The organism is Streptomyces chumphonensis, from assembly GCF_014779715.1.
Lineage (GTDB): Bacteria > Actinomycetota > Actinomycetes > Streptomycetales > Streptomycetaceae > Streptomyces > Streptomyces chumphonensis.
Genome location: NZ_JACXYU010000007.1, coordinates 158,707 through 182,383, shown reverse-complemented (window position 1 = coordinate 182,383; position 23,677 = coordinate 158,707). Strand labels below are relative to the sequence as shown.

General features: G+C 73.2%; 27 protein-coding genes and 1 pseudogene. 9 read left to right on the top strand and 19 right to left on the bottom strand.

Annotated features, from left to right (window positions below):
- Positions 1 to 10 precede the first annotated feature (10 nt).
- From IF129_RS15575 to IF129_RS15565, 3 genes are all read right to left on the bottom strand, one after another.
- Positions 11 to 199 carry a hypothetical protein gene (locus tag IF129_RS15575; RefSeq protein ID WP_191210257.1) on the bottom strand — a complete coding sequence of 63 codons (189 nt, stop codon included), beginning with the start codon at positions 197 to 199 and terminating at the stop codon, positions 11 to 13.
- Positions 200 to 330: 131 nt separating this feature from the next.
- Positions 331 to 936: an RloB family protein gene (locus IF129_RS15570; RefSeq protein ID WP_318153769.1), complete on the bottom strand. Its 606-nt coding sequence runs from the start codon at positions 934 to 936 to the stop codon at positions 331 to 333.
- Complete coding sequence (locus IF129_RS15565) at positions 917 to 2,281, bottom strand: AAA family ATPase (protein WP_318153768.1); 1,365 nt, start codon at positions 2,279 to 2,281, stop codon at positions 917 to 919. The genes IF129_RS15570 and IF129_RS15565 overlap by 20 nt, the downstream gene beginning before the upstream one ends.
- Positions 2,282 to 2,490: 209 nt before the next feature.
- On the opposite strand from IF129_RS15565, the gene IF129_RS15560 reads away from it, so the two are divergent.
- Complete coding sequence (locus tag IF129_RS15560) at positions 2,491 to 4,152, top strand: DNA repair helicase XPB (protein WP_318153767.1); 1,662 nt, start codon at positions 2,491 to 2,493, stop codon at positions 4,150 to 4,152.
- 27 nt (positions 4,153 to 4,179) lie between these two features.
- Here the strand turns inward: IF129_RS15560 and IF129_RS15555 are convergent, their stop codons facing one another.
- From IF129_RS15555 to IF129_RS15515, 9 genes and pseudogenes are all read right to left on the bottom strand, one after another.
- Positions 4,180 to 4,473, bottom strand: a complete 294-nt coding sequence (locus IF129_RS15555) for a hypothetical protein (RefSeq protein WP_191210254.1) — start codon at positions 4,471 to 4,473, stop codon at positions 4,180 to 4,182.
- Between the two features lie 102 nt (positions 4,474 to 4,575).
- Positions 4,576 to 4,857, bottom strand: a complete 282-nt coding sequence (locus IF129_RS15550; protein ID WP_224755015.1) for a DUF397 domain-containing protein — start codon at positions 4,855 to 4,857, stop codon at positions 4,576 to 4,578.
- Positions 4,854 to 5,692, bottom strand: a pseudogene (locus IF129_RS15545) (helix-turn-helix domain-containing protein). The gene IF129_RS15550 and the pseudogene IF129_RS15545 overlap by 4 nt, the downstream one beginning before the upstream one ends.
- Positions 5,693 to 5,943: 251 nt before the next feature.
- On the bottom strand, positions 5,944 to 6,432 hold the full coding sequence (locus IF129_RS15540; protein WP_191210253.1) for a GNAT family N-acetyltransferase: 489 nt from the start codon (positions 6,430 to 6,432) through the stop codon (positions 5,944 to 5,946).
- Positions 6,426 to 6,989 carry a protein kinase domain-containing protein gene (locus tag IF129_RS15535; protein ID WP_191210252.1) on the bottom strand — a complete coding sequence of 188 codons (564 nt, stop codon included), beginning with the start codon at positions 6,987 to 6,989 and terminating at the stop codon, positions 6,426 to 6,428. Before IF129_RS15535 ends, IF129_RS15540 begins: the two co-directional genes overlap by 7 nt.
- A 75-nt stretch (positions 6,990 to 7,064) precedes the next feature.
- Positions 7,065 to 7,913, bottom strand: coding sequence for a helix-turn-helix domain-containing protein (locus IF129_RS15530; RefSeq protein ID WP_191210251.1), 849 nt, complete (start codon positions 7,911 to 7,913; stop codon positions 7,065 to 7,067).
- Positions 7,914 to 7,932: 19 nt separating this feature from the next.
- Complete coding sequence (locus IF129_RS15525; RefSeq protein ID WP_191210250.1) at positions 7,933 to 8,463, bottom strand: DUF6879 family protein; 531 nt, start codon at positions 8,461 to 8,463, stop codon at positions 7,933 to 7,935.
- Positions 8,435 to 8,698: a hypothetical protein gene (locus tag IF129_RS15520; protein ID WP_191210249.1), complete on the bottom strand. Its 264-nt coding sequence runs from the start codon at positions 8,696 to 8,698 to the stop codon at positions 8,435 to 8,437. The genes IF129_RS15525 and IF129_RS15520 overlap by 29 nt, the downstream gene beginning before the upstream one ends.
- A gap of 169 nt (positions 8,699 to 8,867) precedes the next feature.
- Positions 8,868 to 10,901: a HelD family protein gene (locus IF129_RS15515; RefSeq protein ID WP_318153765.1), complete on the bottom strand. Its 2,034-nt coding sequence runs from the start codon at positions 10,899 to 10,901 to the stop codon at positions 8,868 to 8,870.
- Positions 10,902 to 11,236: 335 nt separating this feature from the next.
- On the opposite strand from IF129_RS15515, the gene IF129_RS15510 reads away from it, so the two are divergent.
- Positions 11,237 to 11,470: a hypothetical protein gene (locus IF129_RS15510; RefSeq protein WP_381480034.1), complete on the top strand. Its 234-nt coding sequence runs from the start codon at positions 11,237 to 11,239 to the stop codon at positions 11,468 to 11,470.
- 72 nt (positions 11,471 to 11,542) lie between these two features.
- On the opposite strand, the gene IF129_RS15505 is transcribed toward IF129_RS15510, so the two are convergent.
- A complete protein-coding gene (locus IF129_RS15505; protein WP_191210248.1) occupies positions 11,543 to 12,244 on the bottom strand; it encodes a copper homeostasis protein CutC in 702 nt (233 codons plus the stop codon).
- A 59-nt stretch (positions 12,245 to 12,303) separates the two neighbouring features.
- Between IF129_RS15505 and IF129_RS15500 the strand changes: the two genes are divergently transcribed.
- Positions 12,304 to 12,981 (top strand): HD domain-containing protein, encoded by a 678-nt coding sequence (locus IF129_RS15500; RefSeq protein ID WP_191210247.1) that lies wholly within the window; start codon positions 12,304 to 12,306, stop codon positions 12,979 to 12,981.
- Positions 12,982 to 13,031: 50 nt separating this feature from the next.
- On the opposite strand, the gene IF129_RS15495 is transcribed toward IF129_RS15500, so the two are convergent.
- Positions 13,032 to 15,485 carry a SpoIIE family protein phosphatase gene (locus IF129_RS15495; RefSeq protein WP_191210246.1) on the bottom strand — a complete coding sequence of 818 codons (2,454 nt, stop codon included), beginning with the start codon at positions 15,483 to 15,485 and terminating at the stop codon, positions 13,032 to 13,034.
- A gap of 140 nt (positions 15,486 to 15,625) precedes the next feature.
- On the opposite strand from IF129_RS15495, the gene IF129_RS15490 reads away from it, so the two are divergent.
- Complete coding sequence (locus tag IF129_RS15490; protein ID WP_191210245.1) at positions 15,626 to 16,189, top strand: TIGR03086 family metal-binding protein; 564 nt, start codon at positions 15,626 to 15,628, stop codon at positions 16,187 to 16,189.
- A 41-nt stretch (positions 16,190 to 16,230) separates the two neighbouring features.
- On the opposite strand, the gene IF129_RS15485 is transcribed toward IF129_RS15490, so the two are convergent.
- Positions 16,231 to 16,713, bottom strand: a complete 483-nt coding sequence (locus IF129_RS15485; protein ID WP_191210244.1) for a hypothetical protein — start codon at positions 16,711 to 16,713, stop codon at positions 16,231 to 16,233.
- A 155-nt stretch (positions 16,714 to 16,868) separates the two neighbouring features.
- Between IF129_RS15485 and IF129_RS15480 the strand changes: the two genes are divergently transcribed.
- Entirely contained in the window at positions 16,869 to 18,293 is a 1,425-nt protein-coding gene (locus IF129_RS15480) for an amidase (protein ID WP_191210243.1), read from the top strand.
- A gap of 34 nt (positions 18,294 to 18,327) precedes the next feature.
- Here the strand turns inward: IF129_RS15480 and IF129_RS15475 are convergent, their stop codons facing one another.
- Together IF129_RS15475 and IF129_RS15470 are read right to left on the bottom strand one after the other, a co-directional pair.
- Positions 18,328 to 18,681, bottom strand: a complete 354-nt coding sequence (locus IF129_RS15475) for a VOC family protein (RefSeq protein WP_191210242.1) — start codon at positions 18,679 to 18,681, stop codon at positions 18,328 to 18,330.
- Between the two features lie 77 nt (positions 18,682 to 18,758).
- The gene (locus IF129_RS15470; RefSeq protein ID WP_191210241.1) at positions 18,759 to 19,328 is read right to left on the bottom strand and encodes a helix-turn-helix domain-containing protein; all 570 of its coding nucleotides are present in this window, start codon (positions 19,326 to 19,328) and stop codon (positions 18,759 to 18,761) included.
- 216 nt (positions 19,329 to 19,544) lie between these two features.
- On the opposite strand from IF129_RS15470, the gene IF129_RS15465 reads away from it, so the two are divergent.
- The 3 genes from IF129_RS15465 to IF129_RS15455 all read left to right on the top strand — a co-directional run bounded on the left by IF129_RS15465 (position 19,545) and on the right by IF129_RS15455 (position 21,980).
- Complete coding sequence (locus IF129_RS15465) at positions 19,545 to 20,345, top strand: aldolase (protein ID WP_191210240.1); 801 nt, start codon at positions 19,545 to 19,547, stop codon at positions 20,343 to 20,345.
- Entirely contained in the window at positions 20,342 to 21,280 is a 939-nt protein-coding gene (locus IF129_RS15460; RefSeq protein ID WP_191210239.1) for a dihydrodipicolinate synthase family protein, read from the top strand. The genes IF129_RS15465 and IF129_RS15460 overlap by 4 nt, the downstream gene beginning before the upstream one ends.
- Before the next feature lie 85 nt (positions 21,281 to 21,365).
- The gene (locus IF129_RS15455) at positions 21,366 to 21,980 is read left to right on the top strand and encodes a flavin reductase family protein (protein WP_191210238.1); all 615 of its coding nucleotides are present in this window, start codon (positions 21,366 to 21,368) and stop codon (positions 21,978 to 21,980) included.
- On the opposite strand, the gene IF129_RS15450 is transcribed toward IF129_RS15455, so the two are convergent.
- Both IF129_RS15450 and IF129_RS15445 read right to left on the bottom strand, forming a co-directional pair.
- Positions 21,892 to 22,176 (bottom strand): DUF4031 domain-containing protein, encoded by a 285-nt coding sequence (locus IF129_RS15450; RefSeq protein WP_191210237.1) that lies wholly within the window; start codon positions 22,174 to 22,176, stop codon positions 21,892 to 21,894. The genes IF129_RS15455 and IF129_RS15450 overlap by 89 nt on opposite strands.
- Positions 22,173 to 22,535: a hypothetical protein gene (locus IF129_RS15445; protein WP_191210236.1), complete on the bottom strand. Its 363-nt coding sequence runs from the start codon at positions 22,533 to 22,535 to the stop codon at positions 22,173 to 22,175. Before IF129_RS15445 ends, IF129_RS15450 begins: the two co-directional genes overlap by 4 nt.
- A gap of 80 nt (positions 22,536 to 22,615) precedes the next feature.
- Between IF129_RS15445 and IF129_RS15440 the strand changes: the two genes are divergently transcribed.
- Positions 22,616 to 23,617, top strand: a complete 1,002-nt coding sequence (locus tag IF129_RS15440) for a MurR/RpiR family transcriptional regulator (protein ID WP_224755013.1) — start codon at positions 22,616 to 22,618, stop codon at positions 23,615 to 23,617.
- The last annotated feature ends 60 nt before the right edge of the window (positions 23,618 to 23,677 follow it).

Sequence of the window (23,677 nt, the reverse complement as noted above, 5' to 3'; positions counted from 1 at the left end):
AGCGGTCAGCTCATCCCTTCTTCGGCCGCGGGGCGGGCGGGGAAAGCAGGACCGCACCGGCCAGCAGCAGCAGCCCGGCGCACTCACTGGTGTCGCGGAACGTCCCGTCGGCCTCGGTCGCGTTCAGGGCGGCGTCCACGTCCTGGGCGAGCGCTTCCCTGGTGGCCTGGTCGGTCAGCGGTTCGTTGAGCGGCAGCATCGGATCATCCCCTTCGGATTCGTACCATTTGTACCTCCCATCCATTTAGACCTCTTACGTTCACACCCGCAACAGCAACCACTCCAGCCCGGACGGGCCACTGTCGGTCGGCCCGTTCGTGCATGAGGGGATCAGAGCTGTGGCGGGACACCGTGCCGGGCGGACCGCAGGCACTCCACGAGGTGGTCCACGTTGGTCCACGGGTTGCCGGACCAGCCGCCGGAACCGCGCCGCCTCAGCTCCACCGCCCGCGCGCGGGCCTGCGGATACCCGGCCCGCAGCGCCTCGTACTCCAGGTGCTTGCGCGACGTGGCGTAGCCGCACGCACCACTGTGCTCCAGCGCCCGCTGCATCTGCGCCGACGTGTGATAGGCCGTCACCGGGGCACAGTGCGGCAGCAGCCACAGCTCGAAGCAGGGGTTGCTGTAGGCGATGGCGACGCCGTGCCGGTCGGCAAGCCTGCGCGCGGCCTCCAGCGAGGGCTGAGCCACGGGAGCCTCCACGTCCACGACGCACCAGACCTCGTCGTACGGGGTGTAGCGGTCCGCTGCGGACCTCGGGGCCCGTTCCTGGTGCGCGATCGCCGCCTTCACCAAGGACTTCGGCTCACCGTGCTCGCCTCCGATGCAGATCGAGACGGGCAGGGCCCGCAACTCGCCGCGCAACCCCTTGAAGTACTGGTTCTCGGTGCACTCGCCCTCGCAGTAGATGAGGAACCTACGCTGCTCCGGGCGCACGCCCTTCGTCCGCTTCAGCGGCTTGCCCGGCCCCACCCGCACTCCCACCTCGGCAGGCCGCGGCCAGGGACCGCAGCAGATCGTCGTCCAGATACGGCACGGCCCCGTATCGCCCCGCCAGGTAGCGCTTCTCCAGGTTCTCGCCACTCTGGTCACGCACACGGAACTCGGTCATCGGAAAGAGCCGGGTGGCCAGTGACTCCGGGTCCTTCTCCGTGAACCACACCTGGTCGCGGTAGAGCTCGGTCCGCGCGTTGCGGCCGAGAAGGCCCGCCTCGTGGGTGCTGAACACGAGCTGCGCCCCGGTGCGGTTCGTCTCCGGGGACTGGAACATGCCCACGAGCGCGTCCACGAGGTACGGGTGGAGGCGTGCGTCCAGTTCGTCCACACACAGCACCGCGCCGCTGGCCAACGTGGTGATCACCGGCCCGACCAGGCCGATCCACGTCCGCGTGCCGCTGGACTCCTCCCCCAGACCGAGGCGATACGTCCCGCCCGTCGCGCGGTGCTCGACCAGCACGTCCTGCCGGGCCTGAGCCACCCTCACCTTGTCCCCCAGCGCCTCACGCACCGCACGGGTCAGCCGCTCGTGCGCCGCACGTGACTCCTCGTCCGGTTCTTCGATCCGCAGCCCGGACACGCCCAGGTCGGCGTAGGTGAGCAGGGCGAGCACGGATCCGCCGTCCTCCCGGGTCGAGCCGTCCAGACACAGCCGCACCGTGTGATCGAGCCGGGAGGCGAAATCCTCGTCCGTGGCCATGCGCATGCCCGACTGGAACCAGCGGTAGACCCGGCCCAGCTGTGGATGGCCCTGAGCGGCGGCGACGGACAGATAGAGGCTGTTAGGCCGTAGCAGCTCCGAGATGACCTTCCGGTGGCCCGTGAGCCACCGGCCGAAGGCGACGGGCTCACCCCGCTTCCGCTCGTACAGCCGACGCGCTCTCGCCTCCGGGTAGTAGTACAGCCATTCCTCCCGGACCTCGACGTCGTCCACGGAGAAGCCGTACTCGTGCCGCACCCCGTCGAGGGCGAAGTCCATCACGAAGGTGCTGGGGAACGAGGAGGGCCGCTCCCGCAGGGCGAAGGGCCGTCTCGGCACGCCGCCGCTGGGGTCCCACCGCCGGAAGGAGGAGAGGATCGCCGCCCTCATCCAACCCATGGCGTCGATCACGTTCGACTTGCCGGAGGCATTGGTTCCGTAGATCGCCGCGACGGGGACGGCCCGGTGCCCACCGCCCGCGACCTCACCCTCCGCCCTGCTCTCATGCCGGTCGGTCGCGACGAGTGAGAGCTCCTGCTCATCGCGCAAGGAGGCGTGGTTCGTCACCTGGAAGCGAAGCAGCACGGCGGCTCCAAGCATCGGGCCATGTCGTTTGAGAGGCAATCGCGTCAAAGTTTGACGATACAGCCTGCCAAACGACACCGCCAACGACATCGACTCCAACGAGTGACACCCTTCTCCGTGGGCAAGGGCACACCCTGCGGGAGGGGGGACACGGGCGCGGCGTGCGAGAGACTGGAGAGTCGACCGATCCCACGCGTGAGGACCGAACGGTGAACAGTGGCCCCCTGATCGTCCAGAGCGACAAAACGCTCCTGCTCGAGGTCGACCACGAGCAGGCCGACGCCTGCCGCCGCGCCATCGCTCCCTTCGCGGAGCTGGAACGGGCCCCCGAGCACATCCACACCTACCGGCTGACCCCGCTCGGGCTGTGGAACGCGCGGGCGGCGGGGCACGACGCCGAGCAGGTCGTCGACGCCCTCGTCACCCACTCGCGCTACCCGGTCCCCCACGCGCTGCTCGTCGACATCGCCGACACCATGGACCGCTACGGGCGCCTCAGCCTGTCCAAGCACCCCGCCCACGGCCTCGTCCTCCAGACCACCGACCGGCCGGTGCTGGAGGAGGTGCTGCGCTCCAAGCGGATCAAGCCCCTCGTCGGCGAGCGCATCGACGCCGACACCGTCGCCGTCCACCCCTCCGACCGCGGCCAGATCAAGCAGGCGCTGCTCAAGCTCGGCTGGCCCGCCGAGGACCTCGCCGGCTACATCGACGGCGAGGCGCACCCCATCGCGCTCAAGGAGGACGACTGGGCGCTGCGCCCCTACCAGAAGCAGGCCGTCGAGGGCTTCTGGCACGGCGGCTCCGGCGTCGTCGTCCTGCCCTGCGGCGCCGGCAAGACACTCGTCGGCGCCGGGGCGATGGCCGAGGCGAGGGCGACGACGCTGATCCTCGTCACCAACACCGTCTCCGCCCGCCAGTGGAAGCACGAACTCGTGCGGCGCACCTCACTGACCGAGGACGAGATCGGCGAGTACAGCGGCACGAAGAAGGAGATCCGGCCCGTCACCATCGCCACCTACCAGGTGCTGACGACCAAGCGGAAGGGCGTCTACCCGCACCTGGAACTGTTCGACTCCCGCGACTGGGGACTCATCGTCTACGACGAGGTGCACCTGCTGCCCGCGCCCGTCTTCAAGTTCACCGCCGACCTCCAGGCCCGCCGCCGCCTCGGCCTGACCGCCACCCTCGTGCGCGAGGACGGCCGCGAGTCCGACGTCTTCTCCCTCATCGGCCCCAAGCGCTTCGACGCGCCCTGGAAGGAGATCGAGGCACAGGGCTACATCGCCCCCGCCGACTGCGTGGAGGTCCGCGTCAGCCTCACCGACACCGAACGGCTCGCCTACGCCACCGCCGAGACCGACGAGAAGTACCGCTTCTGCGCCACGACGCCGTCCAAACTGCGCGTCACCGAAACCCTGGTCCGCCGCCACCGGGGCGACCAGACGCTCGTCATCGGCCAGTACATCGACCAGCTCGACGAACTCGGCGAACGCCTCGGCGCCCCCGTCATCAAGGGCGAGACCAGCAACGCGCAGCGCGAGAAGCTCTTCGACGCCTTCCGCTCCGGGGAGCTGTCCGTCCTCGTCGTCTCCAAGGTCGCCAACTTCTCCATCGACCTGCCCGAGGCGACCGTCGCCATCCAGGTCTCCGGGACGTTCGGCTCCCGCCAGGAGGAGGCCCAGCGCCTCGGCCGCGTCCTGCGGCCCAAGGCCGACGGGCACGAGGCCCGCTTCTACTCCGTCGTCGCCCGCGACACCGTCGACCAGGACTTCGCCGCCCACCGCCAGCGCTTCCTCGCCGAGCAGGGCTACGCCTACCGCATCATCGACGCCACCGACCTCCCCGAACCCGACGCCACCGAAGGCGCCTGAGGCCGCGCCGCCCGCCCGGGACCGCGCTCAGGTGTCGAGCGTCGCACCCAGGTAGAGCAGCATGCCGAAGAGCACGAGGAAGAACAGGGCCGCGAGGACGGCCATGACGCTCCCGGCGATGGCGAGCCCGCGCCCGCCGCGCTGATCCGGCACGACCCACCCGAGGAGGACGAACAGCAGGCTCGGCGCGCACAGGAGCAGGAAAGGATGGGTGCCCAACGCGAACCCCAGGGCCAGCAGCGGCACGTCCACCACCGCCCCGAGCACGGAGGCGGTCACCCGGGCCCGCCGCCCCGACCGGACCGGCACGGTCGACGGCACGGCCCTCCGGTCGTCGCCGGTACCCGCTGCGGACGCTGACGAGGAAGCACTCATCCGCCCATCCCACCGAACACCGGCCACCCCGGACATCCGTCGGGATACTCAGGTACTCCCGTGACCGGCCTCGGAGGTGAAGCCGACGAACGCGCCCCACGCCTGCGGCGTCGACGACAGCACCGGCCCGGACCGGCGCTTGGAGTCCCGCACGTGCACGGTGCCGGGACACTCCGCCACCTCGACACACTCCCCGCCAGCGCTTCCGCTGTAGCTGGATGTGCGCCAGGCCACCGCGACCTCTACGCACTCCCCGCCCTCACCACTGCTGTAGCTGCTCTTGAACCAGGCCAAGGCGGACATGGCCTGCCATGCTTCTGCGGCACTCATAGCTCTCCCAGCAGCTTCTCGACGTACACCAGTGACTCTCGTGGGCTGAGAGCCTGAGCTCGAAGGATGCCGTAACACTCCTCGATCTCCCTGACCGCACGGCGATCTGCGTACAGGCGGCTCTCCTTCAGCACCTCCACATAGGCGATCCTCCGTTCATCTCTGGTCTCGATCAAGGTGAACGGTCCAGCCAAAGCCGCATGCTCTACACAGGCAGTTGGCATGATCTGCATTTCCACATGGCGAAGCTGACCACGTAGGAGGACCTGCTCAAGCTGTCCCCTCATCACCGAAGGACCACCGAGGGGCCGCGTCAGAGCCGCTTCCTCCACCACGAAATCAGGGTGGGCAGCTTGCGGCAGAAGATGTCCTGACGAGCGATACGGGCCAACACACGCTCTTCCACGACTTCTTCGTCCAGGAGCGGACGCCTCATTCGGAACACGGCTTTGGCGTACTCCTCCGTCTGTAGCAGTCCAGGCAGAGCCTGATTGGCGTAGACGTGTACCTCCATGGCCTCCGCCTCCAGCTTCGCCGCGCCCCTGAAGAACGGCGGATACTGCGCCCGCCGGACCTCCTCCTTCATCTCCAGCAGCACGCCGCCCGCGTCCAGAACCTCGTCGGCCTTGTCGATGAACGTCGGCGGTGGAATGCGGCGGCCCTGCTCGTAGGACGCGATGGTGGAGACCGAGTAACCGGTCGCGGCGCCGAGTTCGGCCCGTTCCATACCTGCTCTCAGCCGGAATCGCTTGAGTTGGCGTCCGAAGACGGACAGGATGCCCGCACTCGGCTCATGGTCGGCCTGGGTTCCGTCTTCGGTCGACTCTTCGCTCATCCACGCCACCTCCACTGCCGCCAACGCGGCCCCGCGCGGTAGGTCACTCCGCATGCGACGCGCGGGACGAGCGGCTGCCGGAGCTGTCCGGTCGGCAGCCGCCTGACGATACCGAGGGCGGCCGGGGACTGTTCCTCGTCTCTCAACTCGCCTCGGCCTGGGGCACACGCCCCCGCCCCGCAGCACCGGGCAAGACGGTCTGGGCCGAACTCTCCACACCCCCGGCATAGGCACTCCGCCCCCGCGCCACCTCACATGCGCAGCAACACGTAGGTCGGATACGGCAGGACGGCCCCGCCCCCCATGCACCGCTCAGAGGTCCCCACGTAGCGGAATCCGGCTTTCGTCAAGACACGGCCGGAGGCGGGGTTGGCGGGGTGGTGCTCGGCTTCCAGTCGGTCAAAGCGGACCACGGTGAAGGCGAAGGTCGCAGCCCGCTCCGTTGCCTCGGTGGCGTAGCCGTGACCCCATGCCGCCTCGCAGAGAATGTACCTGAGCGTACCCGTGTGGCAGGAGCGTCGCCTGACAGCGATCTTGCCGACCAAGACGTTGTCGGCGACGATGCCCCAACTCCACCGCGTGCGGGGGCTCTCGTCTGTCTCTGCGAGCGCTGAGCGAATCTTCTGTTGCGCCTGACTGTAGGTGAGTGCACTTCCGGTGGTGAATCGGATGGAGGCGCCGCTGTAGACATGCTGAAGGGCAGCGGCATCTTCGGGAACAAGAGGTCGCAGAATCACCACGAGTCGGCCAGTTCACCAGCAGTGGGGCGATCGGCGGGGACGGGAGCCAGGCACGCGGTGATGGCTTCCTCGAATGCGGGAAAGGACCAGGGGCGGAGATCGCTCAACGGCGAGGTCGTGCCCCTGGAGATCGCACGTAGCTTTTCCAGCCGCTCGGTGACGTCGTCGTAGGCGACAGGGCGGTGGCCGGTCCAGCACCAGAACAGGGAGGCGCCCAGGCTCCAGATGTCGGCGCTCGGCTGCGCTTGAATGTGCGTGTCCGAGGAGGTGTCGAGGATGGCCGCAGCGATCTCGGGAGCGGTGGTGTGGGTGAGCGCCCCACGGTAGGGCAGGCGCCGATGAGTACCGGGACCGCAGGCCGAGGCGTAGTCGATGACCGCCACGCGTCCGTGCTCGGTGACGAGCGTGTTGGTGGGCTGAACGTCCGCGTGGGCCCAACCGGCGGCGTGCAAGGGTGCCAGTTGAGCGGCCCACGTGCGGAGCGCTGCGAGAAGCCAGGGCCGGACCAAGGGCGAGTCTCCATCAGCGCCTCGCGCACCGGCGAAAGCCGACCACAAGCGCTCGGCGGGACCACTGACGCTATGGACACGTGGCGACGAGGCTCAACCATGTTGCGGATGATTGCGCCGCCATCACCCAAGTGACTCGAGTGCGGCCCGGATGAGCGCGCGAGCCGCATGGCCGTGAACGGCCATACCGGACAGGCGGGTGAAGGCACGGGCGTAGTCAGCGAGCTCCCGAGGCTGGCGGACATGAATGCCTGCGGTCAGCGTTTCGACGACGGTGTGCCGGTCGTCGTAGAGGTAGAACGCCTCCAGCGGCCATACCGTCCGCTGCGCCGCCTGCGGAATGATGCCGAGGGAGACGGAGGGCAGCGGCATCACCGTGAACAAGTGTTGAAGTCGGCCTGCCATCGTCTCGACGGTGCCGATACGCGAGTGGAGCACCCATTCTTCGAGGAGGACGACGAAGCGATGACCGCCTTGGTATAGGTATCGGCTCCGGGCCAGCCGAGCAGCAACAGCCTGAGTGACGTCGTCGGGGGTCCCCTGGAAGTCCGTGATGGCGTGCATCAGGGCTTCGGCATAGGGCGCGGTCTGGAAGAAGCCCGGAATGACGTTGGAGGTGTAGGCGCGGCAGAGGCGAGCGGCAGCATTGCGGGTGAGGACGTCCTCCTGAACCCGACGCATTCCGTGGCGGTGCAGACGCCGCCATTCCATGTACATCGACTCCACCGCCCGTGCGACAGCGATGAGATCGTCGACCTGTTCGTCGGCGCCGCACGCCGTGCACCAGGCACGGATGTCGGCATCGGAGGGCACAGCCTTCGCGTGGAGAATGCGGGAGGTCTTGGCCGGATGCCAGCGGCACCGGGAGGACAGCTCGCGCCCGCTGACCCCGGCGTCTCTCATCAGATGAGCCAGCCGCACGGCGAGAGCTTCGCGTGCGGCTTGGGCGCTGGAGGAGGGGGAAGCGGGCACGGGCTGTCCGGTTGCTGAATCAGACGGAGTACTTCTCGTGCGGGATCGCACGCTCCCACACCACGGCGAAGGCGCGCGAGCACAGCGCGGCCACTGCGGGATCGTCGGTGCGTTCCTTGGGCGGGGTAGCCCAGTCGCCGTCACCGGTCCAGTGGTTGAACTGCACGATCCGGTCATCCAACAGCCAGAAGTCGTTCCCCGGAAGCGGGATGTCGCTCGCGTGACGACGGGGCAGCCAACGCACTTCCTCTCCCGCCTGCCGGTTCAGCTGCGTGATGGCATGCTCGTAGCGGATGTAGTCGGTGACCGGTTCGGAGACGATTCGTGCGCGGCGCATCACTACGCCGCGGTCGACGGCCTCGATCACCAGCGGCATCCACTGCGGCCAGAACGATTGCGTCGGGTCGGTGTTGGCGACGCCGGTCCGCAGGAACGTCTCATAGTCCTCGGCCTCGTCCCCCACCGCGTAGGAGTCCCGCATCTCCAGGTGAACAGCACTATGCCGAGTCGCGGCGAGCAGTTCAGCGAACGTCGCGGTGCTCAGCGACATCACACGCCTCCCTCAGGATCGGCACCATACGGGCCGGGATTCGGATGACACGCTCGTGAGCCGGGACGCCGAGAGTGTGGCCGGGAACCCACTGTGTCGAACCCACCAGGGCCAGGAGAAGTTCGTCGGCCTCCTCACCCTGAAGAACGACGTCCGCACTCTCCTCTTCCACCCACACGGTCGGTGATCCCTCACCACCGGTGTTCGGGTCCATCCCGACGAACCGTAACGCCATCGCCATCTCCTTTGCCGGGCCGCTTGCGGCCAGTTGAGAAGGACCGTCCCGCAGCGGTCAAGTCCATGGCCTGATCAAGCGCGTCCTCGGCAAGGAGGCAGATCGACACGCTTGCCGACCTCGCCCGTGAGGGGCCGTGCTGATCGCGGGGAAGGGGTGTCCAGAGGCGTCAGTCGGCCAACTCCTGCGGGAGGGGGGTGGCGTGGAGGACGGTGAGGGCGGTGACGGCGCGGGTGAGGGTGACGTAGAGGCGGCGCAGGCCGGTGCGGGTGTCGGGTTCGCCGTCGACGATGGCGGCGGGTTCGTCGAGGACGACGGAGTCGTACTCCAGGCCCTTCGCGAGGGTGGCGGGGACGAGGGTGAGACGGGCGGTGGGGGTGGTCTCCTCGCCGGGGTCGAGGTACGGCAGCCCGGCGGCGTCGAGGGCCGCGGTCAGTGCGGGGAGGCGGGCGGCGGCGGCGATGAGGCCGACCGAGCCTTCGCGGGTGAGGGCTTCGCGGCAGGCGGCCACGACGGCGTCGGTCAGTTCGGCCGCGGGGACGGGGCGGACGGCGAAGTCGCCGGGGGACTCGCGGACGGAGGTGGCGGGGGCCAGTTCGGGGGCGATGGCGGGCAGCAGGCGGGAGGCGTAGTCGATGACGTGCCGGGGGACGCGGAAGCCGCGCGTCAGTTCCTCCACGGCGGCGTCGGGCTTGCCGAGGTGGGCGAGGGCTTCGGCCCAACCGGCGGTCGACCAGGGGGTGGTGCCCTGGGCGAGGTCGCCGAGGACGGTCGCGGAGCCGGTGGAGCAGCGGCGTCCGACGGCCCGGTACTGCATGGGCGAGAGGTCCTGCGCCTCGTCCAGGACGACGTGGCCGAGGGAGGGCGTGCGGCTGACGAGGTCGCTCGCCTCGTCGACGAGGACGGCGTCGGCCGGGGTCCAGGGCGCGGACTTCACGCCGCGCGCCGGCTTCGGCCACAGCACGGCCTTCTGCTCGTCGGCGGTGAGGAGGCCGTCGGCGTGGGTGGCGAGGAAGCCCTCGTCGGAGAGGAGCCGCAGGACGAGTTTGGCGGGGTCGACGGGTGGCCAGAGGGACTTCACCGTCGCCTTGACGGCGGCGTCGCGGGCGACGGCGTTCTGCGTCCGGTCGTCGGGGGCCTCCCCGGCGCGTTCCATGCGGACGAGGACGGCGTGCGCGATGCGTTGGGGCAGGGCCTCGCGGGCGGCGCCGTAGCGGATGCCGCGCTCGCGGAGTTCGGCGACGACGGCGGACAGTTCGTCGGTGGCGACGCGCCACCGCCGGGAGCCGCGCACGACGACGCAGGGTGCGTCCGGCTCGCCGACGTGGGACCACAGGGCGCGGCGCAGCACCTCCGCCATGCGGGCGTCGCCCTTGACGGCCGCCGCCCGCGCGTCGTCCTCGGCGCGCACGGGGACGTGGGCCACCAGCGCGTCGACGGTGGACTGCCGCACCTGGAGTTCGCCGAGCGCGGGGAGCACCTGCTCGATGTAGCGCAGGAACGACGCGTTCGGGCCGATGACGAGGGTGCCGGTGCGGGCCAGCCGCTCCCGGTGGGCGTAGAGCAGGAAGGCGACGCGGTGCAGGCCGACGGCCGTCTTGCCGGTGCCGGGGGCGCCCTGCACGCACACGGTGCCCTCGACGCCGGCGCGGACGATCTCGTCCTGCTCGGGCTGGATGGTGGCGACGATGTCGCGCATGGGGCCGACGCGGGGCCGTTCGATCTCCCGCTGGAGGAGCGCGCCGGCCGGCGCGTCGGCGGCTGCGGGGTCGGTGAGGTGCTCGTCCTCGTAGGCGGTCAGCTCCCCGGCGGTGTAGCCGAAGCGGCGGCGCAGCGCGACGTGCTGCGGGTCGCGCCGGGAGGCCCGGTAGAACGGCTGGGACACGGGGGCGCGCCAGTCGACGACCATGGGGTCGCCCGCCGCGTCGTGGACGTGTCGGCGTCCGATGTAGTAGCGGTGGCCGGCGTGGTCGCCGCCCCCGTAGTCGAGGCGGCCGAAGAACAGCGGGGTGTGGGCCAGGTCGGCGAGGGCGGCGATGCGCTCGCCGACCTGGGTCTGGAGGACGGCGGCGTTCACCCAGTTGGCGGCCACGTCGCGGATGTCGAGGGCTTCGACGTCGGCGCGCATGGTGCGCAGGGCGGTTCGGGACGCGGTGAGGTGGGCCTGCTCGGCGTGGAGCGGGCCCTCGGCGGGGGCGGGCACGGGGAGGGGCCTCCGGTGGTCTGCGGTGCGGGTGGGAGGCGTCCGGTTCCGACCGGACGCGGTCCTCCCCGGACCGGGAGGCGGCAAGACGCGCGAGCATACCCGCCTCCCGCCGTCCGGACGAACGGATTGCGCCGGCGTCCGCCGCCCGGGTACAGGCTCGTCCGCCGCCCGGGTACGGGCTCGTCGGCCGTCGGTGTCCGGGCGAGCCCGCCCCGGCGGCGGCCGGCTCCTCGGGCCCCAGGGCCCCTACACCCGTCGGTGGGGGTGCGCCAGCGGGGGGACGGGACCTTCGGCCGATGTGTCGCGGGGCGTGCGCCGCGCATGCTGGTGGCATGAGTACCGCATCGGTTACCCCCGCGATGGGCGGACCGGGTGACGGCGGTCGGTCGCCGTCACGGGCGCAGGGCGCCACCGCGGTCGGCCCCACCGAGCACCATCCGCCGCACCGGCTCGGCAACGCGCTGCGGGCGGTCCGCGTCTTCGTCTCCTCGGCGTTCCGCGTGGCGGTGCTGGGCGAGACGGACGAGGCGCAGCACCCCGCCGCGCACCGCCCCCACCGGCGCTGACGCGGGCCCGCCCACCGGCCGGCGGTGTACGGACCGGCCGGGCGGTCGACGTGCGCCGCTCCGGGGCGGCCGTCAGGCGTCCAGGACCGTGCGCCACTGCCGGACGGCGGGGGCCTCGACCGGTGCCGACCAGCCGCCCGGCCGTGCGGCGCCGCCGATGTGGAAGGCGTCGACCCCCGCGTCGCGCAGGATCGGGACGTGCGGGAGGGACAGTCCGCCGCCCGCCATGACGCGTGCCTCGTAGCCCAGGTCGCCCCGGGCCGAGCGCCGCGCCTCGGCCCGCAGGACGTCGAGGCCGGCCGTGACGCCGTCGGCCGCACCGGCGGTGAGGTAGCCGTCCAGGCCGGGCAGCTCGGTGAGCGCCTTGCGCAGGGCGGCCCGGTCGGTGCTGTGGTCGATGGCGCGGTGGAACGTCCAGCGGCAGCCGTGCAGGACGTCGAGCAGGCTCCGGACGGCGGGCAGGTCCGGGCCGCCGGTCTCGTCGAGGAAGCCGAGCACGAACTCCTCCGCCCCGGCGGCGCGCAGGGCCGCGGCCCGGTCGCGCAGGGCGGCGCGTTCGACGGCGTTGCCCGCCGCGAAGCCGTCGGTGGCGCGCAGCATGACGCGCACGGGGATGCGGACGGCGTCGCGGACGGCGGTGAAGGTCTCCAGGGACGGGGTCAGGCCGTCCGCGGCGATGTCGGTGACCAGTTCGAGGCGGTCGGCCCCGCCCGCTTCCGCCGCCACCGCGTCGTCGGCGGAGAGCGCGATCACCTCAAGAATTGGTCTAGACATGTGGGTTAGAGTGCCACACCCGCACCGGCAGCGGTAGCCCCGCCCGCACCATGGATGCCATGTCCGAGACGCACCCCGCCTCCGCCGCCCTCCTGGCCCGCTGGAACGCCACCCTGACCTCCGCCCGCGGCGGCATGACCGGGGGTGCCGACGCCGCCCCCGACCCCGAGCCCTACGGGCGCGACCTGCTCCGCCGGTGGGCGGAGCCGCACCGTCGCTACCACACGACCGACCACCTGCTGGCCGTCCTGGACCGCGTCGACGCGCTGGCCGGGCACGCCGCCGACCCCGACGCCGTCCGGCTCGCCGCCTGGTTCCACGACGCCGTCTACCGGCCCGACCGCAGCGAGAACGAGGAGCGGAGCGCCGGCCTCGCCCAGCGCGCCCTCCCCGAAGCCGGGGTCGGGGCCGCCCGGACGGCGGAGGTGGTCCGCCTGGTCCGGCTGACCGTCACCCACGACCCGGCGCCCGGCGACCGCGACGGGGAGGTGCTGTGCGACGCGGACCTCGCCGTCCTGGCGGGTTCACCGGGCGCGTACGCGGCCTACGCGGCGGCCGTGCGCGCCGAGTACGCCTTCGTGCCCGACGACGCGTTCACCGCCGGGCGCGCCGACGTGCTCCGGCAGCTCCTCGCCCTGCCCCGGCTGTTCCGCACCCCGCACGGCGCCGCGCACTGGGAGGCACCGGCCCGGCACAACCTCGCGACCGAGCTGGCGCTCCTCGACGCCCGCGCCTGAACCCGGGCGCGACGGCCGCGCTCCCCGGCGGGGCGCGCCGTACGGACGCGTCACCCCGCGACGTCCAGGCCGGGTGCGTCCAGGTCCTGCTCCGTCCAGATGGTCTTGCCGGTGGGGGTGTAGCGCGTGCCCCAGTGCCGGGCGAGCTGGGCGATGAGGAAGAGGCCGCGTCCGCCCTCGTCCTCGGCGGCGGCGCGGCGCAGGTGGGGGGAGGTGTGACCGCGGTCGGAGACCTCGCACACGAGGGTGCGCCCGTCCCGGATCAGCCGGAGCTGGATGGGCCCCTCGGCGTAGCGGACGGCGTTGGTGACCAGCTCGCTCACGATCAGCTCGGTGGTGAAGCCCAGCACGCCCATGCCCCAGTCTTCGAGGCTGCGGGCGGCCTCCTTGCGGGCGTCGGCCACCGTCGCCGGGTCGGCCTCCAGCTCGTGCACGACGACCTGGTCCGGGCCGAGCCGGTGGGTCCGGGCGACGAGGAGCGCCGCGTCGTCGGTGGTCGGGCCGGGCGGCAGCGCCGTCACGACGCGTTCGCACACCGCGTCCAGGTCGCGGGGGGCGTCGGCGGCCAGGGCGTCGTGGAGCGCGTCGAGCCCGGCGCCGAGGTCGTGGCCGACGCCCCGCACCAGGCCGTCGGTGAACAGGGCGACGACGCTGCCCTCGGCCAGTTCGGCCTCCGTGCTCTCGAACGGCAGCCCGCCCACCCCGAGCGGCGGCCCGGGCTCCAGCTCCAGGGGCGTCACGTGGCCGTCGGGCCCGCGCACGACCGGCGCCGGGTGCCCGGCGCTGGCCGCCGTCAGGTGCCCGGACACGGGGTCGTAGACGGCGTAGAGGCAGGTCGCGCCGCAGCTCCCCTCCTCGGCGGGCGCCGCCGAGGGGTCCTCCTCGGCCTCGGCCGTGCTCTGCCCGACGACGTCGTCGAGCCGGGCCAGCAGCTCGTCCGGGGGGAGGTCCAGCCGGGCCAGTGCGCGGACCGTCGTGCGCAACCGTCCCATCGTCGCCGCCGCCCGCAGGCCGTGCCCGACGACGTCGCCGACGGCCAGGGCGACCCGCGTGCCGGAGAGCGGGACGACGTCGAACCAGTCGCCGCCGACCCCGGCCCGCGCGTCCGACGGCAGATAGCGGTGGGCCACGTCGACGGCCGTCCGCCCGGGCAGGTTGCGCGGCAGCAGGCTGCGCTGGAGCATCAGGGCGGCGTCGCGCTCCTGGGTGTAGCGGCGGGCGTTGTCCACGGCCACACCCGCGCGGGCGACGAGTTCCTCGGCCAGCACCCGGTCGTCCTCGGCGAACGGCTCCGGGCCCGCCCGCAGGAACAGCGCGGCGCCGAGCACCGTCCCGCGCGCCCGCACCGGGACGGCCAGCAGCCACCGGAACTCCGCCCGCCAGGCCCGTCCCGCCGGGTCCGTCGTCGCGTACAGCAGCGAGCTGCCGAGCGCCATGCAGCGCACGGCGGGCGTGCTCGCGGCCAGCGGCTCCGTCACCTCGCCGCCCTGCACGACGGCCTCCCCGGCGGCCGTACGGCTCGCCGCGCGGCACAGCCCGACGTCACCGGTGAGCAGCCCGTCCCGCCCCTCGACCGGCTCCTTCAGGAGGTGGACGTCGACCCGGTCGGCCAGCCGGGGCACCGCCATCGCGGCCAGCTCCTGGGCGGTCCGGGTGGCGTCCAGCGTCGTACCGATCCGCGCGCTGGCCTCGTTGAGCAGGACGAGCCGCTCCTGCGCCGCGTAGCGGTCGGTGATGTCGACGGACTCCTCGCAGACGCCCAGCGCGTTCCCCGCGGCGTCCCGCAGCAGGAAGTACGAGCACGACCACACCCGCTCGTCCTGCGGCGTGGCGGGCAGCCCGGCCCGGTAGTGCAGGTCGATGACGGGCTGGCCGGTGGCCAGCACCCGGCGCATCACCTCGGCCAGGGTGCGCGGGTGCCGCGGGCTGATGATCTCCCCGCGCGGCCACACCTCGTCCAGGGGCACCTGCGCGTACGTCGAGACGGCCGAGCCCAGCTCGTGCCCAGCGCGGGCGTTCACCCAGACGGGGCGCAGCGCGGTGTCGTAGATGCCCAGCCCCACCGGGGACTCGTTGACCAGGCTGCGCAGCATCGCCTGCCGCGTCTGCCACGCCTGGAGGTCGTCCGCGTCGGCCATGAGGACGATCCGGGCGGGCGCCTCCTCCCGCGCCGACGCGAGGAGCGGAGCCGCCACCAGCGCCACGCGCAGCACCCGGCCGTCCCGGTGCACCAGGCGGAAGACGCGGTGGACGCGGAGGACGCCGCCCGCCACCGCGTCCAGCTCGGCGGGCCCGCCCCGCTCCCCTGCGTCGTCCGGGCCGCCGACGGCGAACAGGTCCGTGAACGGGCGGCCCGTCAGCTCGGCCGACCCGTGGCCCAGCAGCTCCTCGGCCGCCGGGCTCCACCCCACGACCCGGCCCCGCGCGTCCAGCACCGCCGCGGCCGCCACTCCGGCGTCCAGCGGACCCCGCAGGTCGTGGTCGGAGGCCCTCGCATCACTCATCGCACCGATCCCGCCTCCGTTCATCCCCTCCCATCCTCACCGCGCGCCCACCGGACCACCAACCGCGCCTCACCCACGCGGCCCACTGCCGCCGCCCGGCGGAACGGCGCCGCGCCCGGGCGGGTGGCACCCTCGGGAGCATGGACCTCCTCGAAGCCTTCGACCGCGCCCTGCGCTCCTTCGACGGCCGCGTCCGCGCGGTGCCGGACGACCGGTGGACGGCGGGCACACCGTGCGCGGAGTGGTCGGTGCGGGACGTCGTCAACCACGTGACCGCCGAACACCTGTGGGCGCCGTGGCTGCTGCGCGGCGCCACCCTGGCCGAGGTCGGGGACCGCTTCGACGGCGACGTGCTCGGCCCCGACCCCGTCGGTGCCTGGGCGCGGGCGGCAGCCGTCTCCAGTCCCGCCCTCCATCGCCGGGGCGCGCTCTCCGGCACCGTCCACACCTCCGGGGGCCCGACGCCCGGCCAGGAGTACGCCTGGCAGATGACGCTGGACCTGGCCGTGCACGGCTGGGACGTCGCACGGGGCGCCGGCGTCGAGACCGGACTGGACCCGGAGTTGGCGGCCGAGCTCCACGAGCGCTTCGCGGGGCTCATCCCGGCCTGGCAGGACGCCGGGGTCTTCGCGCCCGCCGTGGACGTCCCCCGCGACGCCCCGGCCGCCGACCGCCTCATCGCCCTCACCGGCCGCCGCCCCTAGACCCCGCCCCCGGGGCCGCGCCGGCGGCCACCGGCCGACGCTCAGGACGTGCAGTCGTCGTCGGTGAGTTCGAAGTGGGTCATCGAGTGCTCGACGGGCCGCGCGTCGTCGTCCGTCGCGCCGTAGGCGGTCAGCTCCGTCACCCAGGAGCGGTACTCCCCAGGCTCGCAGGGGAAGTCGGTGTCTGTCCTCTTGACGGCCCCCGGCTCGAAGATCGCGTGGTTGCTCATGTCTCCCACGGTCTCCCAGCCCCTCGGGCCCGACCGCTGGATGACGACGGTGACCTCCTGGCGGGACGGTGGCGCGCCCCGGCACTCGGTCCCGGCACGGGCGCTCGGCGGGTCGTCCGCCAGACCGAGCCGCAGCTCGGTCACGCAGCGGGACGCGCCGTCCGACCATCGCGCGTCGTCCGTGCCGTCCTCCCCGGCGTCCGCCGTGCATCCGAACAGCGCCGATGTGGCTAGGAGCAGGCCGCCTAACGCCGTCGGGCTTCCCTTCACCATCTCCGTCACCCTTGTCTCCATGTCTCCGGCCTCCTGTCGGGCGTCCGCTCCGCGGATCGGTCGGCCGCCGGAGGGAGCGTAGGCGCAGCGCCTACCCGGATCGCGTGGGGGCTCGCTTCTTACCGGATGGTAAGGAAAGATGGCGGGCGACCACGGACCGGCGGACGGAGGCAGCGGTGACGGCTGCGGAGAAGCGGACCACGGTGCACACCTTCGGGGACGACGCGCTCGGCGAGGACGACGCCGTCGGGATCGCCGCACGCATCCGGCGCGGGGAGGTCGGCGCCGCCGAGGTGGCCCGGGACGCCGCGGCCCGGGTGCGGGCGGCGGACGCGGCGCTCGGCGCCGTCCAGATCCTCCACGACCCGCCCGCGCCCGCCGCGCCGCCGGACGGCGCGTTCGCCGGGGTGCCCACCCTCGTCAAGGACAACACCGACTACCTCGGCCTGCCGACCGGGCACGGCAGCGCCGCGTTCACGCCCCGGGCGGCCCGGCGGCACGCGCCCTTCGCCCGGCAGTTCCTCGGCACGGGCGTCACGGTGCTCGGCAAGACGCGGCTGCCGGAGTTCGGGTTCAACGCGACGACGGAGTTCGAGGACGCCGAGCCCGTCCGCAACCCGTGGCACACCGGCTACTCGGCGGGGGGCTCCTCCGGCGGCAGCGCCGCCCTCGTCGCCGCCGGCGCGGTACCCGTCGCGCACGCCAACGACGGCGGCGGCTCGATCCGCATCCCCGCCGCCTGCTGCGGGCTGGTCGGCCTGAAGCCGACGCGGGGACGGCTGGTGGCGAACGCGCAGAGCCGCCGCCTGCCCATCGACATCGTCTGCGACGGCGTCGTGAGCCGCTCGGTGCGGGACACGGCGGCCTTCCTCGCCGCCGCCGAGACGCACTGGCGCAACCCGCACCTGCCGCCGCTCGGCCGCCTGGAGGGACCCAGCGGGCGGCGGCTGCGCGTCGGGCTCCTGCTGGACTCGCCGACCGGCGTCGCGACGGACGCCGCCACCCGCTCCGCCGTGTGCGACACCGCCGCGACGCTGGAGCGGCTCGGCCACCGCGTCGAGCCGGTGAGCATCGCCGTCGACCCCCGGTTCCGGGACGACTTCCTCACCTACTGGGGCCTGCTGTCGTTCCTGATCGGCGCGACGGGCCGGAGCCTGGGCGCGCACTTCGACCGTCGCCGCATGGACGGTCTCAGCCGCGGCCTGCGCGCCGACTACCTGCGGGCGGCGCACCGCACGCCCGCCGTGCTGCGGCGGCTGCGGCGCTCCCGGGAGGCGTACGCGGCGGCGCTGCGCGGGCACGACGTCGTCCTGACCCCCGTCCTCGCCCACACCACGCCGCCGCTCGGCCGTCTCAGCCCCGCCGTGCCGTACGACACGCTGATCGAACGGATCTCGGCCTACGTCGCGTTCACGCCGCTGGACAACGTCGTCGGCACCCCGTCCGTCTCGCTGCCCGCCGCGACGACGACGGCGGAGGGGCTGCCGGTCGGCGTCCTGTTCTCCGCGCGGCCCGGCCACGAACGGACGCTGCTGGACGTCGCGTTCACCCTGGAGGCCGAACGCCCCTGGCCGCGCGTCCAGGACGCCGCCGCGCGCTGACCGGGCGCCGGCCACGCGCCGACCGTTCCCGCGTTCAGGCCCCGGCGGAGCGGTCGACGTACTCGAACACCGAGCCGTCCGGGTGGCGGGCCACGACGGCCCGGCCGATCGGGGTGGCCTGCGGGCCGACGACGATGTCGGCGCCGACGGCGGCCAGTTCGGTGACGGCCTGTTCGACGTCCCGCACGGCGAGGGTCGCGGTGATGCGGCGGAGCACGTCGACGTGCGCGGGCGGGCCGCTCATCAGCATGAACGGCCCGACGGCGGCGGCCTCCACCGGCCCGTTGCTGAACCGCATCCCCTCGGTGCCCGTCAGTCGCTCGTACACCGGGACGGCGGCGTCGAGGTCGTCCACGCAGACCCGCAGTGTGGTACCCAGAATCTCCATGGTGGCGAGCGTAGGCCGTCCGGCGCTCTCGCGTTCGACATCCCGGTGAGGAAAGCCGGTTGGCGCCGGGCGGGACGTCAGGGCAGGTGCGGGTGTGGCGCCGGGTCCGGGCCGTCGTCGCAGACGAGGAGGAGGACGCTCGCCCGTTCCTCGCCCAGTGAGCGGACCTTGTGCGGCGCGGTGGCGCGGAAGTAGACGGAGTCGCCCGGGTCGAGCTCGACGGAGCGGCGGCCGAGGAGCAGTTCGGCCCGGCCCGCGTGGACGAACAGGAACTCCTCCCCGGGGTGGTCCCGGAAGGGCGTCGCCCGGACGTCGTGCGGCGGGTACAGCATGAACGGCGTCATGCGCTTGGCCCCGGCCCGCAGCGCGATGCCCTCGTAGTGCGAACCGGGCTCGTCCCCGGGGGTGAGCGGCCGGCGCTCCCCCGCCCGGGTGACGGTGACGTCGGTGAGTTCGTCGGCGTCGGCGAAGAGGGTGTCGAGGGGGACGCCGAGGGCGCGGGCCAGTGCCGCGCTGACGGCGATCGACGGCGTGCTGTGCCCGCGTTCGACCTTGGACAGGTAGCTCTTGGTCACGCCCGCCCGCGCGGCCAGGGCCTCCAGGGTCATCAGCCGCTCCTTGCGCAGCTGCCGTACCCGATTGATCACTGCTTCTTCCCCTTCGCCCGCCCCGCCGGGGCCGTCGGCGGGGCCTGCGCATCCTACGTGCCGCGCCCCCGGACGCCCTTCCGGCGTGTCACCGCTTCCCGCAGGACACAAGGTGTCCTATAGTGAACTCAGTTTCCTGCGGCGCCGGTCCCCCGGCGTCGCGGCCACCGGACGTGCCCGCACGCCACCGAGGAAAGACCCGAGGAGAGAACGGCCATGACCACCACCCTGCGCGAGACGAAGGACGCCCTCGTGCGCCGCGCCCAGCGGCAGATGAGGGACCACTTCGGCGACTCGCAGCTGACCACCCGGCAGAAACTCGCCCTGACCTGCCGCGTCCTGTTCGACGGCGGCCACGACGCGGGCCTCGCCGGCCAGATCACCGGCCGGGGCGAGGAGCCCGGAACCTACTGGACCCAGCGGCTCGGCCTCGGCTTCGACGAGATCACCGAGGACAACCTGCTCCTGGTCAACGAGGACCTGGAGGTCCTGGAGGGCGAGGGCATGCCCAACCCCGCCAACCGCTTCCACTCCTGGATCTACCGGGAGCGCGAGGACGTCAACTGCATCGTCCACACCCACTCCCTGCACACCGCCGCCCTGTCGATGCTGGAGATCCCCCTCGTCGTCTCCCAGATGGACACGACGCCCCTCTACGAGGACTGCGCCTTCCTGAAGGACTGGCCGGGCATCCCGGTGGGTAACGAGGAGGGCGAGATCATCGCCTCGGCGCTGGGTGACAAGCGGGCCGTCCTGCTCGCCCACCACGGGCAGCTCGTCGCCGGAGGCACCGTCGAGGAGGCGTGCCACCTGGCGCTGCTCATCGAGCGGGCCGCGAAGCTCCAGCTCCTGGCCATGGCGGCGGGCACCCTCCAGCCGCTGCCGCCGGAGCAGGCCCGCGAGGCGCACGACTGGACGTCCACCGACCGGCGCCACCAGGCCAACTTCGCCTACTACGCACGCCGCGCCCTGCGGAACCACCCCGACTGCCTCACCGAAGGGACCACCGTCCGATGACCACGCCTCCGCTCTCGGGGATCATCGCCTACCCCGTCACCCCCTTCTCGCCCCAGGACGGCGAACTCGACCCGGCCGCCCTGCACCGGCTGACCGACGACCTCGTGACGGCCGGCAGCCACGCCGTCGCCCCGCTCGGCAGCACCGGCGAGAGCGCCTACCTCCGGGAGGACGAGTGGGACGCCGTGTGCGCCACCGTGCTCCAGACGGTGGACGGCCGCGTGCCGACCCTGGTCGGCGTCTCGCACTGGAGCACCGCGACGACGGTGCGCCGGGCCCGCTACGCCGCACGTCACGGCGCCACGGCGGTCATGGTGCTGGCCCAGACGTACTGGAAGCTGACCGGGCCCGAGCTGGAACGGCACTTCGCCACCGTCGCCGGGGCGACCGACCTCCCCGTGATGCTGTACAACAACCCCGCCACCAGCGGCGTCGACCTGCCGCCCGAGACCATCGCCGACCTGGCCCGGAAGATCCCCAACCTGACGATGGTCAAGGAGAGTTCGGGCGACGTGCCCCGGTTCTCCGAGATCCTGGACCGGTCCGAGGGGGCGCTGTCGGTCTACAACGGCAACAACCCCGTCGCGCTCGACGCGTTCCGGGCCGGTGCCGCCGGGTGGTGCACCGCCGCGCCCTGCCTGCTCCCCCGCCGGTGCCTGGAGCTGTACGCCGCCGCCCGCGACGGATCGGCCGAGCGGGCCGACGCCCTGCTCGCGGAGCTGCTGCCGTTCCTGCGGTTCATCGTCGGCCACGGCCTGCCGCGCACCATCAAGGCGGGTCTCGACCGGCTCGGCCGCCCCGTCGGCCCGCCCCGGCCGCCCCTGCTGCCGTTGCCGGCGCCGGAGGAGCGTGAACTGGCCGAGCTGCTGGACCGACTCGGCTCCCGCCCGCTGCCGGACGGCGCCGCCCACGGCGCGCCGGTCACCGCCGGCTGAGCCGGCCCCGTCGGGCGGCGCGATCCCGCCGCCCGACGGCCCCGCACCACCCGCCGCCGGTGCGGCGGAACCAAGGAGCACGCCCATGCACCCGCACACCCCACCGGGCCATCCGCCCGGCCCCGACACCGCATCCGACGCCGGACCCGAGCTGCTGCTGCGCCGGACGCTGCGGCGGCACGCGGCCGGCGTCACCGTCGTCACCGTGCCCGGCCCCGCCGGTTTCACGGCCACCTCGTTCACGTCCCTGTCCCTGCGCCCGGCCCTGGTCTCCTTCTGCGTGGCCACGGCCTCCTCGGCGGCGCTCGCCGTGACGCGGGCGGACCGCTTCGCCGTCCACCTGCTCGGCGCCGACGACGCGGGGCTGGCCGAGCGCTTCGCCCGGAGCGGCACCGACCGGTTCGCCGGGACGCCGCACGCCTACCGGGACGGCGGCCTGCCCGTCCTCGGCGCGGCCCCCGTCTGGCTGGCGGCCCGCGTCCGGGCCCGCCACGCGGTGGGCGACCACCTGCTCGTCGTCGGCGAGGTCGAGGCCGGTGCCGTCCGCAGGACGACGTCCCCGCTGGTGCGCCACGCCGGTGCCTACACGACCACCCACGTCCCGGCCGACGTCAGCGCGGGTGAGGCGGCGGGGCCGGGCGGCCCTTGGGGCGGCGCAGCCCGGCGCACGTCAGCAGCCGGACCAGTTCGCGGCTGCTGACCTCCGCCGCCCCCGCCCGGACGGCGTCGGCGTAGCGGACGGAGGGGATGTCGTAGTGATCGCCGTCGAAGGCGCGGGGCGGCGCGCCCAGGTCGGCGGCGAAGGCGTGCAGCTCGGCGAAGGAGACGTCGCTGATCAGGTGCGACCACATCCGGCCGTGCCCCGGCCAGGTCGGCGGGTCGATGTACAGCGTCACCCGCGCGCCCCCAGGGACCCGACGGGTGCGACGGCCCTCGCCGTCGTGGCACAGACCCAGTGGGGGTCCTCGCCGAGCTCCGGTTCGACGTCCAGCGCGTGCGGGTCGGCGTCCCCGCACAGCGGGCACAGCGGCCAGCGTCCGTACCGCTCCAGCAGGGCGTCCTGGACGTCCTGGGCGATGAGGCCCGGCAGGTACACGGCGCCCTGCGGCCACTGGCCCACCCACCAGCGGCGGTGCACGACGGCGTCCTCCACCAGGGTGACGGTGTCGGCCCCGGCCACGTCGAGGGCCGCCAGGTCGGCGAGGATCAGCGCGCGCGCCGCGTGGAGGGCGGCCTCGGTGTCGTTGGCGTCCATGCCTCCCATTGGAACGCATCGCGCGGGACGTCTTGACGGACCCGGTGGCCGAAAATAGCTTCCACCGCATGAGGAGTGTGATGAAGGAAACTTTCACCGGCCGCACCGGGCCGCCACCGCAGGGGCAGCAGCCCCGCCGCACACCGCAGTCACCCCGCGGGCAGCAGGCCCCGGCCCGGCGTTCCGGCACACCCGGCGCCCAGCGGCCGGACCCGGCGGCGCTCGCCGCCAAGGTCCGCACGCTGGCCCCGACGATGACCCGCTCGATGCAGCGCGTGGCCGAAACGGTCGCCGGTGACCCGGCCGGGTGCGCCGCCCTGACCGTCACCGCCCTCGCCGAACGGACCGGCACCAGCGAGGCCACCGTGGTGCGCACCTCCCGCCTCCTCGGCTACCCCGGCTACCGCGACCTGCGGCTCGCGCTGGCCGGGCTCGCCGCGCAGCAGGCGTCCGGGGCGGCGCCCGCCGTCACGGCCGACATCGCCGTCGACGACCCCATCGCGGACGTCATCGCCAAACTCGCCCGCGACGAGCAGCAGACCCTCGGCGACACCGCCGCGACGCTCGACCCGGCGCAGGTGGAGGCGGCCTGCGCCGCACTGGCCGCCGCCCGCCGGATCGACGTGTACGGCAGCGGCGCCTCGGCCCTCGTCGGCCAGGACCTGGCGCAGAAGCTCCTGCGCATCGGGCTCATCGCCCACGCACACGCCGATCCGCACCTCGCCGTCACCGGCGCCGTCCAGCTGCGCCCCGGGGACGTGGCGGTCGCCGTCACCCACTCCGGACGCACGGTCGACGTCATCGAGCCGCTGCGCGTGGCCTTCGACCACGGCGCGACGACGGTGGCGCTGACCGGCCGCCCGGACAGCGCGGTCACCCAGTACGCCGACCACGTCCTGACGACGTCCACCGCACGCGAGACCGAACTGCGGCCCGCCGCCATGTCGAGCCGCACGAGCCAGCTCCTCGTGGTGGACTGCCTGTTCGTGGGCGTCGCCCAGCGCACCTACGACGCCGCCGCCCCCGCCCTCGCCGCCTCCTACGAGGCGCTCGCCCACCGCCACTCCCCCGCCCAGCGCTGACGCCCGGGCGCGGGTGGCCCGGCGCCGCACGAGCCGTTCCCGACGGAAGAGAGCCCTCCT

Coding starts and splice junctions, on each gene's coding strand:
- IF129_RS15500 (WP_191210247.1), top strand. CDS start 12,304: ATGTCCGAGACGCACCCCGCCTCCGCCGCCCTCCTGGCCCGCTGGAAC.
- IF129_RS15460 (WP_191210239.1), top strand. CDS start 20,342: ATGACCACGCCTCCGCTCTCGGGGATCATCGCCTACCCCGTCACCCCC.
- IF129_RS15445 (WP_191210236.1), bottom strand. CDS start 22,535: ATGGACGCCAACGACACCGAGGCCGCCCTCCACGCGGCGCGCGCGCTG.
- IF129_RS15510 (WP_381480034.1), top strand. CDS start 11,237: ATGAGTACCGCATCGGTTACCCCCGCGATGGGCGGACCGGGTGACGGC.
- IF129_RS15575 (WP_191210257.1), bottom strand. CDS start 199: ATGCTGCCGCTCAACGAACCGCTGACCGACCAGGCCACCAGGGAAGCG.
- IF129_RS15505 (WP_191210248.1), bottom strand. CDS start 12,244: ATGTCTAGACCAATTCTTGAGGTGATCGCGCTCTCCGCCGACGACGCG.
- IF129_RS15525 (WP_191210250.1), bottom strand. CDS start 8,463: ATGTCGCTGAGCACCGCGACGTTCGCTGAACTGCTCGCCGCGACTCGG.
- IF129_RS15465 (WP_191210240.1), top strand. CDS start 19,545: ATGACCACCACCCTGCGCGAGACGAAGGACGCCCTCGTGCGCCGCGCC.
- IF129_RS15520 (WP_191210249.1), bottom strand. CDS start 8,698: ATGGCGTTACGGTTCGTCGGGATGGACCCGAACACCGGTGGTGAGGGA.
- IF129_RS15485 (WP_191210244.1), bottom strand. CDS start 16,713: ATGGAGACAAGGGTGACGGAGATGGTGAAGGGAAGCCCGACGGCGTTA.
- IF129_RS15490 (WP_191210245.1), top strand. CDS start 15,626: ATGGACCTCCTCGAAGCCTTCGACCGCGCCCTGCGCTCCTTCGACGGC.
- IF129_RS15495 (WP_191210246.1), bottom strand. CDS start 15,485: ATGAGTGATGCGAGGGCCTCCGACCACGACCTGCGGGGTCCGCTGGAC.
- IF129_RS15475 (WP_191210242.1), bottom strand. CDS start 18,681: ATGGAGATTCTGGGTACCACACTGCGGGTCTGCGTGGACGACCTCGAC.
- IF129_RS15455 (WP_191210238.1), top strand. CDS start 21,366: ATGCACCCGCACACCCCACCGGGCCATCCGCCCGGCCCCGACACCGCA.
- IF129_RS15550 (WP_224755015.1), bottom strand. CDS start 4,857: ATGAGTGCCGCAGAAGCATGGCAGGCCATGTCCGCCTTGGCCTGGTTC.
- IF129_RS15440 (WP_224755013.1), top strand. CDS start 22,616: ATGAAGGAAACTTTCACCGGCCGCACCGGGCCGCCACCGCAGGGGCAG.